10 protein-coding genes and 3 tRNA genes are annotated in these 12,105 nt (G+C 70.3%); 3 read left to right on the forward strand and 10 right to left on the reverse strand.

The window, feature by feature from the left end; all coding sequences use genetic code 11:
* Window positions 1-113 precede the first annotated feature (113 nt).
* The 4 genes from OG194_RS32200 to OG194_RS32215 form a co-directional block, all read right to left on the reverse strand.
* Window positions 114-2,042 (reverse strand): ABC transporter ATP-binding protein, encoded by a 1,929-nt coding sequence (locus OG194_RS32200; RefSeq protein ID WP_327404284.1) that lies wholly within the window; start codon window positions 2,040-2,042, stop codon window positions 114-116.
* On the reverse strand, window positions 2,042-3,775 hold the full coding sequence (locus tag OG194_RS32205) for an ABC transporter ATP-binding protein (RefSeq protein WP_327404285.1): 1,734 nt from the start codon (window positions 3,773-3,775) through the stop codon (window positions 2,042-2,044). Before OG194_RS32205 ends, OG194_RS32200 begins: the two co-directional genes overlap by 1 nt.
* A 163-nt stretch (window positions 3,776-3,938) precedes the next feature.
* On the reverse strand, window positions 3,939-5,396 hold the full coding sequence (locus OG194_RS32210; RefSeq protein WP_327404286.1) for a xylulokinase: 1,458 nt from the start codon (window positions 5,394-5,396) through the stop codon (window positions 3,939-3,941).
* A gap of 51 nt (window positions 5,397-5,447) precedes the next feature.
* Entirely contained in the window at window positions 5,448-5,753 is a 306-nt protein-coding gene (locus OG194_RS32215; RefSeq protein WP_020684218.1) for a hypothetical protein, read from the reverse strand.
* Between the two features lie 178 nt (window positions 5,754-5,931).
* On the opposite strand from OG194_RS32215, the gene OG194_RS32220 reads away from it, so the two are divergent.
* The 3 genes from OG194_RS32220 (at window position 5,932) to OG194_RS32230 (ending at window position 6,338) form a co-directional block, all read left to right on the forward strand.
* A tRNA-Asn gene (locus OG194_RS32220) sits at window positions 5,932-6,004 on the forward strand.
* Window positions 6,005-6,010: 6 nt separating this feature from the next.
* Window positions 6,011-6,083, forward strand: a tRNA-Asn gene (locus OG194_RS32225).
* A 178-nt stretch (window positions 6,084-6,261) separates the two neighbouring features.
* Window positions 6,262-6,338, forward strand: a tRNA-Ile gene (locus tag OG194_RS32230).
* A gap of 78 nt (window positions 6,339-6,416) precedes the next feature.
* Here OG194_RS32230 and OG194_RS32235 read toward each other — a convergent pair.
* Genes OG194_RS32235 through OG194_RS32260 form a run of 6 tightly spaced genes read right to left on the reverse strand, consistent with a single transcriptional unit; the run spans window position 6,417 to window position 12,086 of the window.
* Window positions 6,417-7,445, reverse strand: a complete 1,029-nt coding sequence (locus OG194_RS32235) for an SDR family oxidoreductase (protein WP_327404287.1) — start codon at window positions 7,443-7,445, stop codon at window positions 6,417-6,419.
* Window positions 7,446-7,489: 44 nt separating this feature from the next.
* A complete protein-coding gene (locus tag OG194_RS32240) occupies window positions 7,490-8,749 on the reverse strand; it encodes a beta-ketoacyl-[acyl-carrier-protein] synthase family protein (protein WP_327404288.1) in 1,260 nt (419 codons plus the stop codon).
* Window positions 8,746-9,054: an acyl carrier protein gene (locus OG194_RS32245; RefSeq protein ID WP_327404289.1), complete on the reverse strand. Its 309-nt coding sequence runs from the start codon at window positions 9,052-9,054 to the stop codon at window positions 8,746-8,748. The genes OG194_RS32240 and OG194_RS32245 overlap by 4 nt, the downstream gene beginning before the upstream one ends.
* Window positions 9,055-9,103: 49 nt before the next feature.
* On the reverse strand, window positions 9,104-10,363 hold the full coding sequence (locus tag OG194_RS32250) for an aspartate aminotransferase family protein (RefSeq protein WP_327404290.1): 1,260 nt from the start codon (window positions 10,361-10,363) through the stop codon (window positions 9,104-9,106).
* The gene (locus OG194_RS32255; protein ID WP_327404291.1) at window positions 10,360-10,875 is read right to left on the reverse strand and encodes a type II toxin-antitoxin system RatA family toxin; all 516 of its coding nucleotides are present in this window, start codon (window positions 10,873-10,875) and stop codon (window positions 10,360-10,362) included. The genes OG194_RS32250 and OG194_RS32255 overlap by 4 nt, the downstream gene beginning before the upstream one ends.
* Window positions 10,863-12,086 (reverse strand): GNAT family N-acetyltransferase, encoded by a 1,224-nt coding sequence (locus tag OG194_RS32260; RefSeq protein ID WP_327404292.1) that lies wholly within the window; start codon window positions 12,084-12,086, stop codon window positions 10,863-10,865. Before OG194_RS32260 ends, OG194_RS32255 begins: the two co-directional genes overlap by 13 nt.
* Window positions 12,087-12,105 lie beyond the last annotated feature (19 nt).

Raw genomic sequence — 12,105 nt, forward strand, 5'->3', positions numbered from 1 at the left:
GCCGCAAATGTACACAGCCCCGCGCCCCTGAAAAGGACCTCAGCCGAGGTGCCTTTAGGGGCGCGGGGAACTGCGCGACCAGCCACGACGGGCGGTCAGCCGAAGAACGACCGTTAGTCCACCTCGGCAACCGCCTGCGCGAACTGTGCCTTGTACAGCCGCGCATACGCCCCGTCCGCCGCCAACAGCTGCGCGTGCCCGCCCTGTTCGACGATCGAGCCGTTCTCCATGACCAGGATCGTGTCCGCGTCCCGGATCGTGGAGAGCCGGTGCGCGATCACGAACGACGTGCGGCCATGGGCGAGTTTGGCCATCGCCTTCTGGATCAACACCTCCGTACGGGTGTCGACCGAAGACGTCGCCTCGTCGAGGACAAGGATCGTCGGGTCGGACAGGAACGCCCGCGCGATGGTGATGAGCTGCTTCTCACCGGCGCTGACGCCCGTACCCTCGTCGTCGATGACCGTGTCGTAGCCGTCGGGCAGCGTACGGACGAACCGGTCGGCGTGCGCCGCCCGCGCCGCCTCCTCGATCTCGCCCCGGGTGACCTCGCGAGAGGACCCGTACGCGATGTTGTCCGCGATGGAGCCGCCGAACAGCCAGGTGTCCTGGAGCACCATGCCGATCCCGGACCGGAGTTCGTCCCGGGACATCCGCGCGATGTCGACGCCGTCGAGGGTGATGCGCCCGCCGGAGACCTCGTAGAACCGCATGAGGAGGTTGACGAGGGTGGTCTTGCCGGCGCCGGTCGGGCCGACGATCGCGACCGTGTGGCCCGGTTCCACCGTCAGCGAGAGGTCCTCGATGAGCGGCTTGTCGGGGTCGTAGCGGAAGGAGACGTGTTCCAGGGCGACCAGGCCGCGGAGTTCCTCGGGGCGTTCGCTCGGCATCGGGTCGGGCTTCTGCTCCTCGGCGTCGAGGAGTTCGAAGATCCGTTCCGCGGAGGCGACGCCGGACTGGACCAGGTTCGCCATCGACGCGACCTGCGTCAGCGGCATGGAGAACTGGCGCGAGTACTGGACGAACGCCTGCACATCACCGATCGAGAGCGAGCCGGACGCGACCCGCAGGCCGCCGACCACCGCCACCAGCACGTAGTTGAGGTTCGACACGAACATCATCAGCGGCTGCATGACACCGCTGTTGAACTGCGCCTTGAAGCCCGCCTCGTAGAGTGCGTCGTTCTGCTCGGCGAACAGCTGCGCCGACTCGTCCTGGCGGCCGAAGACCTTCACCAGGGTGTGCCCGGTGTACATCTCCTCGACGTGCGCGTTGAGCTTGCCGGTCGAGCGCCACTGCTGCACGAAGTGCGGCTGCGAGCGCTTGCCGATGCGCGTGGCGACGAGGAACGACAGCGGCACGGTCACCAGCGCCACCAGGGCGAGCAGCCACGACACCCAGAACATCATCGCGAGGACGCCGATGATCGTCAGTAGCGAGTTGATGAGCTGGCCCATCGACTGCTGGAGGGTCTGGCCGATGTTGTCGATGTCGTTGGTCGCGCGGGAGAGGACCTCACCGCGCTGGCGCTTGTCGAAGTACGACAGGGGGAGGCGCGACATCTTCGTCTGCACGCTCTCGCGCAGCCGGAACATGGTCCGGTTGACCGCCCGGTTGACCATCCGGGTCGCCACCGCCATCAGCAGCCCGGCCACCAGGAACGTGCCCAGCGCGAGCAGCAGCACATGACCCACCGAGGTGAAGTCGATGCCCTTGCCCGGCGTGAAGTCCGTGCTCTTGAGCATGTCCGCGACCGAACCCTGGCCCCGGTCGCGCATCGCCTGGAGGGCCTGCGCCTTGGTCGTCCCGGCCGGCATCTGCCGCCCGATGATGCCCGCGAAGACCAGGTCGGTGGCGTTGCCGAGGATCTTCGGCCCCACCACGTTCAGCCCGACACTGATCACCACACACACCAGCAGCAGGCCGATGGTCAGCCGCTCCGGCCTGAACTGGCCGATCAGCCGCTTGCCGGACTCCTTGAAGTCCATCGAACGGGCGTCGGGGCCCGTCCCGGCCATCATCCGCCCCATGGGCCCGGCCATCAGGCAGCCTCCGCTTCCGTCAACTGGGAGAGCACGATCTCCCGATACGTCTCGTTGTCCGCCATCAACTCGTGATGGCGCCCCACCCCCACGACCCGTCCCTCGTCGAGTACGACGATCCGGTCCGCGTCCCTGATCGTCGCCACCCGCTGCGCCACGATCACCACGGTCGCCTCGGCGGTCTCCTGCGAGAGCGCCGCCCGCAGCGCCGCGTCGGTCGCGTAGTCGAGGGCGGAGAAGGAGTCGTCGAAGAGGTAGATCTCCGGCCGCTGCACCAGTGTCCGCGCGATCGCGAGCCGCTGCCGCTGACCGCCGGAGACGTTCGTGCCGCCCTGCGCGATGGGGGAGTCCAGTCCGTTCTCCAGCCCCTCGACGAAGCCCTTGGCCTGCGCCACCTCCAGCGCGTGCCACAACTCCTCGTCGGTCGCGTCGGGATTGCCGTAGCGAAGGTTGGTCGCGACCGTGCCCGCGAAGAGGTACGGCTTCTGCGGGACCAGGCCGACCGTCTTGGCGAGCAGGACCGGGTCGATGGTCGAGACGTCGACCCCGTCGACGAGGACCTCGCCGTCGGTCGCGTCAACCAGGCGCGGGACCAGACTCAGAAGGGTGGACTTTCCGCTGCCGGTCGAGCCGATCACGGCCGTCGTCTCGCCCGGGCGGGCCACCAGGTCGATGGACTTCAGTACGGGTTCCTCGGCGCCCGGGTAACAGAAGCCGACCCCGCGGACCTCCAGATGCCCGTGCCGGCGCAGCTCGAAGACGGGGGCCACCGGGGGTACGACACTGCTCTCCGTGTCGAGGACCTCCTCGATGCGCTCGGCGCAGACCTCCGCGCGCGGCACCATCATGAACATGAAGGTGGCCATCATCACGGACATCACGATCTGCATCAGATAGGCGAGGAACGCGGTCAGATCACCGATCTGCATCCCGCCACTCGCGATCCGGTGCGCGCCGAACCACACGACGGCGATCGACGACAGGTTCACCGTGGTCATGACCACCGGGAACATCAGCGCGAGCAGGTTGCCGGTCTTCAGCTGCATCTCGGTGAGATCGCTGTTGGCCTTGCGGAACCGGTCCTTCTCGTACTCGTCCCGGACGAAGGCGCGGATCACGCGGTTGCCGGTGATCTGCTCGCGCAGCACCCGGTTCACCGCGTCGAGGCGCACCTGCATCGACCGGAACAGCGGCCGCAGCCGGCGCACGATCAGCGTCACGCAGATGGTGAGCGTCGGCACCACCGCGATCAGCACGCCGGACAGCGGCACGTCCAGACCGAGCGCCAGGATGATCCCGCCGACGCACATGATCGGCGCCGACACGAGCAGGGTGAACGTCATCAGGGTCAGCATCTGGACCTGCTGGACGTCATTGGTCGTCCGGGTGATCAGCGAGGGCGCGCCGAACTGGCCGACCTCGCGGGCCGAGAACGACTGCACCCGGTCGAAGATGGCACCCCGGATGTCCCGGCCGACGGCCGCCGCGGTGCGCGCGCCGTAGTAGACGGCACCCGTGTTGCACACGACCTGGACCAGCGAGATCCCGATCATCAGGGCGCCGAACGACAGGATGTAACCGGTGTCCCCCTTCACCACACCGTTGTCGATGATGTGCGCGTTCAGGGTGGGCAGGTAGAGGGTGGCGCAGGTCTGCAGGAACTGCAGCAGCACCAGCAGGGCGATGGGTTTCCTGTAGGGCCTGAGATAGGTCCGCAGAAGTCGTATGAGCACGCTGGGTCTCTCGGAGTCGGCGGGTGGAGGGCGGGCGGTGTGCCCCTCGCACCCATCGTCGGACACTCCACCCGCGTTACCTCAACCGATTAAGCCAACAGCAGTGCCCTACGGCCCCTTATGCACCCTTAAGTGCCTTATTCGCGCCGACGGCTGTACGTGCCTACGAGCGGAACGCGCCCGGATGGGTCTGCTCCCGTACGGACACGTACTGCTGCCGCACGGCCTGTCCTACGGCCAACTCGTCGCCGGGCTCGAAGACCTGGGCGACCGGTCCCTGCCAGGGCGGCGGGTTGCGCGGGTCCAGGGTGCCCTGGGAGACCCCGAGCGCCCAGGCGGCCTGCCGGGCGGCGCCGATCGCGGCGTAGTCGGCGGGCTGCGGTACGACGATCTGGGTCCCGAAGAGCGCGGGCGCCGCGGCCTGTACGGCGGGCAGCTCCGCCGCCGACCCGAGCAGGAAGAGCCGCCGTACGGCCACACCGCGTCCGCGCAGCACGTCGAGCGCGTCCGCGAGCCCGCACAGCATGCCCTCGAAGGCGGCCCGCGCCAGATGCTCCGCCTTCATCGACTCCCGCCGCAGCCCGGCCAACGTCCCCGCGGTGTGCGGCAGATTGGGCGTCCGCTCACCCTCCAGATACGGCAGGAACACCAGCCCGTGCGCCCCGGGCGTCGACTTCATCGCCAGCTCGGACAGACTCTCCAGATCGGGCAGCCCGAGCAGCTCGGCGGCCCCGCGCAGGGTCCGTACGGCATTCAGCGTGGTGACGACCGGCAGCTGCATCCCGGTCGCGTCGGCCAGCGAGGTGATCATCCCGCTCTGGTCGACGAGCGCCTCGTGGTGCACGGCCATCACGGACCCGGAGGCGCCGAGCGACACGACCGCGTCCCCGAACCCGATCCCGAGCCCGAAGGCGGCGGCCATGGTCTCGCCGGTGCCGGCGGAGATCAGCAGCCCCTCCGGGGTCGTACCGGCCGCGTCCGAGGGGCCGATCACCTCGGGGAGCATGGCCTGGTGGCCGAGGGCGAGTTCGACGAGATCGGGCCGGTAACCGCCGCTGGCGGCGGACCAGTAGCCGGTCCCGGAAGCCCCACCCCGGTCGGTCGTCCTCCGCGCCGGCCGCCCGAGCAACTGCCACACGAGCCAGTCATGGGCCTGGAGCAGCGCGGTCGTCCGCCGGGCGTTGTCGGGCTCGGTCCGGTTCAGCCAGCGGAGCTTGGTGACGGGCTGCGCGGCCTGCGGTACGGAACCCACCGCCTGCGCCCACGCCTCGCGCCCGCCGAGCGCGTCGATCAGATCGGCCGCCGCGACCTGCGCCCGCTTGTCACCGCCGACCATCGCGGGCCGCACGGTGTTGCCCTGCGAGTCCAACGGCACGAGCGCGTTCTGCTGCGCGGACACACCGATGGCCTGCACGCCTTCGAGCAGCCCCCCGCCGGCCGCCTCACCCAGCGACAGCAGCCAGGCCTGTGGATCGACATCGGAGGGCCGCCCGCCGCCCTCGGTCTCGGTTTCGACCGGATGCGGTGCATATCCCTGCCTGAGCACGGACCCCGTGTCCGTGTCGCAGACGACGATACGAGTGAAATCGGGCGAACTGTCCAACCCGGCGACTATCCCCATGGCGGAAATTCTGCCGTACGGCGGGAGGTGACGGCGCCGGGTCGGGACTCCCTATGTGTTGCTGGTGCCCCAGTCGTCCTCGCCCGTACCGTTCGCGTTGCGCTCACGCAGGGACCGTACGCGCTGCGCCACCGAGTCGGGGACCCGGTCGCCGACCTTGTCGCTGACCGCGTGGTACGCCTTGCCCGCGTACTGGCGGCCCTGCTGCGCCGCCGTCTCGGCGGTGTTGCGGACGGCGGGGTTCTGCGCGACCTGACGCGCCGACTTCTTCAGCTGCTCGTAGCGTTCGCGTCCGGCCCGCGTGCCCAGCACGTAACCCAGAGCCAGTCCGACGACGAACGTGAGCTTGTAGCGCATGACGGCCACCCTTCCCTTGCGTAGGTTCCCTTGCGTGGGCTCCGGGGCTCCGGCGCGGCATCGGTGCCGGGGGAACCGATTGGCGGAGCACCCCCCTGCTTGCGCTAATGTATGTGTCGCAGCGAGCACACGCCCCCTGGCGAATACCCAGGGAGGTACGTTCGATGCAACGAGGCATTCCCCTGTAGCTCAATTGGCAGAGCAGCCGGCTGTTAACCGGCAGGTTACTGGTTCGAGTCCAGTCGGGGGAGCTTCGGTCTTCCGTAGCTCAATTGGCAGAGCAGCCGGCTGTTAACCGGCAGGTTACTGGTTCGAGTCCAGTCGGGAGAGCGCAGTGAGGAAGCAGTGAAGAGGACCCCGATGGGGTCCTTTTTCATGTCCCCCGGAACCGCTCGTGACGTGCCGCAGTCCTCATGGTCGTGCGAAGTCGACCATCCGAGGCAGGAGATCGTATGAGCGGCTATGCTGCGGCAGACGGCGCGTACAAATGTGCGCGACGCGCCGTAATGGGGCGGTAGCTCAGCCGGTTAGAGCAGCGGACTCATAATCCGTCGGCCGTGGGTTCGAGTCCCACCCGCCCCACCACGCACGTCCAACACCTTGCGGAAACGTCTCATCCGCCCCGGCCGCGCGGACGCGTTGGCCCGGGAGAGCCCCCCTCCTTTACGCGGCGAGCAGAGTCCACGGATTCGGCTGAGCCAGTGCCAACCGCGGCTTGCGTGCGGCCCAGTGGCGTACCGCCGTCTCCATGACCGCCCCCGGATCGTGGACCGTCCGCGTGGGTTCGAAGGGGGACGACATGCTGGTGTAGCTCTGGAACATGGCCAGCAGCTGGACCGCTTGGTGCTGGAACGGTGACAGGTACTGGTCCGCGAGCGGCAGGAAGAAGCGGTTCCAGGTGGTGGGCGGGACGAACGGCGGCTGCTCGATGCCGGTGACGCCATGGTGCGCGCGGAACTCGTTGAGGGTGCGGCAGGCGATGCCGATCATCGCGGAGAGGCGCAGGCTGCCGGCGCCGCCCGCGATCACCTCGACGCGCGGAGCGGCCGGGGGAGCGGCGAGCACCGCCGCGGCGACGGCCTCCGCGACCTCGTCGACGGGGCTGATCTCCGCGTAGCCGTCCGGGTCGCCGACGACGACCGCGGCGAGGCCGGAGACCAGGGCGTGGATGATCGTGTACGGCCCCGAGAAACGGGCGATCCGCCCGTCGTCGCGCCGGCCCACGATCAGCGGCGGCCGCACGATCGTCAGCGGCCCGTCGTGCTCCTCGCGCACCAGGGACTCGCAGGCCGCCTTCGACCACTCGTAGCCGTTGCGGTACCCGTCGAACTCCGGGCCCCGCAGGTCCTCCGGGGCCCGCGTCCCGCCCACGTACGCCGTCGAGACGTGGACGACGTGGGTGTCCCGGTCGGCGAGGGCGAGCACCGCCCGCAGCGGGTCCACGTTGGCCGCCAGCGCCTCCGCCCTGCTCATCGTCCAGCGGGTGGAGGCCGCGGTGTGCACGATCACGTCCCAGTGGCCCGAGAGCTGCGGCGGTGGCGGCTCGCTTCCGATGTCCCAGGTCGTCACCTCCGCGTCCGGCGCCCGTCTGGCCACCCGGGTCAGGGGCCCGGGGCGGGAGGGGTCCGCGCGCAGCCGGTCGACGACTTCGGTGCCCACCACACCGGTGGCGCCGGTGACAAGGGTTCGCATGGTGTTGGCCGTTCCGTGAGGAGAGAGCGTCTGGTGGTGAAGAGTCACGCCGGTGGGGTCAGGACCAGGCACGCGTTCTGGCCGCCGAAACCGAAGGAGTTGGACAGCACGGGCCCGCGCGCGATCGTGCGGCGCCTGCCGATCACCACGTCCACCAGGTCGGCCTCCGGGCTGCCGAGCGTGTTCGCGATCGGCGGGACCACACCCCGGTCGGCACAGAGCAGGCCCAGCAGCGCCTCCAACGCGCCTGATCCGCCGATGAGATGACCGCTCACGCCCTTGACGGCGGTCAGCGGCGGCGACTGTCCCGCGAAGCACCGGTGGACCGCGGTCGCCTCCGACCTGTCGTTGAGCACCGTCGACGTGCCGTGCGCGCTGATGTGCCCGATGTCGGCCGGTGCGAGCCCGGCGTCCGCGACGGCCAGCCGCATGCACTCGGCCGCCGTGGCCGCCTCGGGGTCCGGCGCGGCGATGTGGAAGGCGTCGCAGTTGGCCGCGTAGCCCGCGATCTCGCCGTAGATCCGGGCTCCCCTGGCGAGCGCCAGGTCGCGTCGCTCCAGGACGAGTACGGCGGCGCCCTCGCCCATGACGAAGCCGTCGCGGTCGGTGTCGAAGGGGCGGCTGGCCCGGTCCGGTTCGTCGCAACGCCGGGACAGGGCCCGCATCTTGGCGAAGGCGCCCACGATGGTGGTCGTGACGGGCGCGTCGACGCCGCCCGCCACCGCTGCGTCCAACTCGCCGTATCGGATGCGGCGGGCCGCCTCGCCGATCGCGGTGGTGCCGCTCGCGCAGGCGGTGGCGTAGGTGGCGCAGTTGCCGCGGAAGCCGTAGCGCATCGCCACCCGGCAGGCCGCCGAGTTCGCCATGGTCCTGGGGACGGTGTGCACCGGCATCGCCATCGGGTTCGCGCCGTGGTCGAACGTCGTGCCCTCCATCGTCCCCAGACCGCCCATCCCCGTGCCGACCTGGACGCCCACCCGCGCGGACGGGAGGTCGGCGAGCGCCAACTCGCCCGCGTCGGAGACCGCGTCCACGGCCGCGCAGAGCAACAGCTCGGCCGCGCGGTCGAGTTGACGCCGCTCCCGCCGGGTGATGTAGGGCTCGATGTCGAACTCCGGTACCAGGCACGCCATTTCGACGGCGACCTCGGGCTCCGCCTCCACCAGATGCTTGGCTACGGCCGCGGTCGACTCGGCGGCGAGCAGCCGCGCGTACGCCGACTCGACGTCGTTGCCCGCGGGCGACCTGACCCCGAGGCCGGTGACGACGACCCGGGTCCGCCCGGAAGAGGAGGTGCCGTTCATACGGGCCTCTCCATGCGCCGCTCCAGCAGGTCGACGGCGTCGCCGACGGTCCTGGCCTCCAGGAGGTCGGAGACCTGGATCTTGACCCGCAGGGCGTTCTCCAGCCGGGCGCCGACATCCATCAACTCCAGGCTGTCGATGCCGAAGTCGTTCCCGAGGTCGGTCGTCTCGTCGATGTCGTCCACCTCGGTGCCGAGGACCTCCGACACGGCCGTCCTGACGGTGAGGGACAGCTCCGCCCGGCCGAGCGCAGGTGTGTCCTGGGCCTGGTCCTGGGCTTTGTCTTTCAGATCCGTGCGGTCCATGCGTGTCCCTTTTCTTTGCGCTGTGGGGGAGTTGGCGCTGTGAGGAGCGCTACGGCCGGTCACCCGGCGCGCCGCGTCGCGCCGCCACGGTGATCGCCGTGTCGAGGATGTCGGCCGCCTCCGCGATGTCCGCCTCGGTGCTGACCAGCGGCGGCAGCAGCCGTACGGTGCCCGGGCGGCCCAGGCACGGCGACACCAGCAGCCCGGCACCGGCGAGTTCGACCACCACCGAGCCGGCCACTCCGGAACTGGTGAAGTCGATACCGCGCAGCAGGCCCTCGCCGCGGATTCCGGCGATCAACTTGCCGTGCCTGCCGACGAGTTCGGCCAGGGCGCTGTCCAACGCGGCGGCGAGTCGCGCTCCGTGTTCGGCCGCCCCCTCGATCGCGGTGAGCGCGGCGGGCAGCGCCGCGCAGCTGAGCGGGTGGCCCCCGAAGGTTGCCGAGTGGAGGAAGGGGTCGGCGCTCAGCGGGGCGTACAACTCCTCGGAGCAGACCAGCGCCGACAGCGGTACGACACCTCCGCCCAGCGGCTTGCCGACCAGGACGGCGTCGACGGGCAGACCGGCCGCGAGGGCGACGGAACGCTCCCCGCAGCGGCGCAGCCCGCACTGGATCTCGTCGGCGATGGTGAACGTCCCGTAGCGCTGGGCGTCGGCGCACCACTGGCGCAGGACGTCGACGGACAGGACGGCCGCGCCGTTCTCGCCCTGGACCGGTTCGAAGACGACCGCGGCGACCTGCCCGCCCCGGACCTCCCGCAGCACGGCGCCGGGGTCGTCGGGCGAGACGTGGACGACATCGACGTCCGTGCCCAGCAGGCCCCGCCGGAACAGGGGACTGTGGGTGAGCGCGAGCGCGCCGAGCGACTTGCCGTGGAAGCCGCCCTCCACCGCCACGACCCGGCCGCGTCCGGTGGCGAGGCGCGCGAGTTTGACGGCGACCTCGACGGCGTCGGCGCCGTTGAGCCCGAAGTACACCTTGGGCAAGGCCTGTTGGAAGTACTCCGCGAGGTGGGCGGCGGCGCCGGCGGCCGTCGGGTTGGCGAGGCTGCGGGTCGAGGTGGGCATCGTGTCGAGCTGTGCGCGTACGGCGGCGAGCACGTCCGGGTGCCGGTGGCCGAGCAGCGTGACGGCGTACGAACCGAAGTCGAGTGCCGTACGCCCGTCGGACAGCGTCACCCGGCAGCCGTCTCCGGACACCTCGGTCGCGCCCCGGCCCGCGAACGAACCGGTCAGGGCGAGCCGGGGGGAGAGGTGACGCCGGATCAGGTCGAAGGTGTCGGAGGGGGCTCCGATGGTCGTGGTCATACGAGGTCGGGTTCCTCTTCGGCTGCACGGGTGGGCGGCGGGACACTCACCGGGGCGCTCAACTGGGTTTCGGTGGCCAGCAGTTGGCGTTCCAGCGCCGACAGCATCTGGGCGGCGTTCTCCCGCAGGGCGTCCGCCGCGACCGGGTTGAGCAGGTCGGCCAGGAGCGGGATGCCGATGTCGAAGGTGACGTCCAGGGAGACCGTGCTGTGCCCGCCCGGCGCGGGCCGTACGGCCCAGTGACCCTCGAACTCGCCCAGGTCGCCGGTGACTTGGCGGAAGTCGAAGCGCCGGGCGACCGGGTCGATGACCTCGTCCTCGGTCCACTGGAGCACGGATCCCTTCAGCCGCACCGCCCAGGCGCTCGTCCGGTGCCGGTCGTCGGTCTGCCGGGTGATCGTGACGGAGTCCACGCTGTCCATGCACGCGGGGAAGGCCTCCACGTCCACGACGGCGGCCCACGCGGTCTCCGGCGGTACGGCGATGGGGAGTTCGACCTCTACTCGGGGCATGGCGAGGGGGCACCTTCCTGGTCGGGGCGGTTCGGGGGACGCGTGGCCCGGGCGGGTACGTGCGGGCCGAGCGCCTGGGTCCGTGCCGCCGCGAGGGCGGCGGGCAGCAGCCGGCGCAGCACCGCGCGCGGTAGCGGACGTAGATGAGTGATCGCGTACGACTGCTGGATCAGGCGGCAGTCGAACTCGATCTTCGGGGTGTACGCGGTCTGCGCGAAGCGGATGTGGTGGCAGCCCGCGTCGAGGGCCAGGCGGATCGCCGCGTAGTGCACGTTGTGGTAGAGGCGGGACTCGTGCGCCAGCGCGTAGTCGAGGCCGATGCGCGCGCCGGTGGCGCCGGAGCCGCTGAACAGGCAGAGCAGGAAGGCGACGAGACGGTCGCCGTGGTCGCCGTCGAAGCAGGCCACGAGGCGTCGGTCCGGCCCGGGGGAGGCCGCGAGGGTGGTGAGGAAGTCGGCGTCGAGGACGTCGAGCCGCTGGTCCGCCCGGTCCATGACCTGTCGGTAGAGGCCGAGCATCTGCGGTACGAGCGGGCGGAAGTCCTCGACGGTCTCCATCCGCAGTCCCGGGTGGGCGGCGAATTTACGGAGGTTGCTGCGTGCGTTGCGCCGTGGTTTGGCCGGGAGTTGCTCGATGTACTCGTCGAACGACGCTGCGGACAGCGGGAGTTCGGTGTCGGGCATGCTCTGCGCGGGGAAGAAACCCGCCGAACCGAGGGCGGTGCGCAGTGGGTTGAGACCGGCCGGGGTGAAGTCCTTGAAGACCACGGTGCCGAGACCTTCGGTGCGCGCGAACCGGAGTACGCCGTCGACCAGCAACCGGCCGACCTCGTCGGTGAGCGGCCCGGCGGTGAGGACGTGGCCCTGGCCGAGGAAGTTCCCGCAGAAGAGCATCGGCACCCGCAGCAGACGGGGTGTCAATTTCCTTGCAGGGGCGAGGGATTGGCGCTCACGCGGGCCGACGATGTCGTCGAGGCGCAGGTTCCGGAAGAGTGCCAGGGGTAGTACGGCCTCGGTGTGCGGGCCTCTGCGGACGACCAAGTAGGCATAACTGTCCGGGCCGATGGAGCCGCCCTCCATGGCCTCGAAGACGGTGCGGGACCACATCGGGTCGTCCGGCGGGGCGAGTCGGTGCCAGACCGACTCCGGCAGGAAGTCGATCGAGCGCAGTACCTCGACGCGGCAGGCGGTGTCGGCGGCGGCGGGCTCCATGGGCAGCCCGCTCCTGTTC

This window comes from Streptomyces sp. NBC_01288 (assembly GCF_035982055.1).
Taxonomy (GTDB): domain Bacteria; phylum Actinomycetota; class Actinomycetes; order Streptomycetales; family Streptomycetaceae; genus Streptomyces.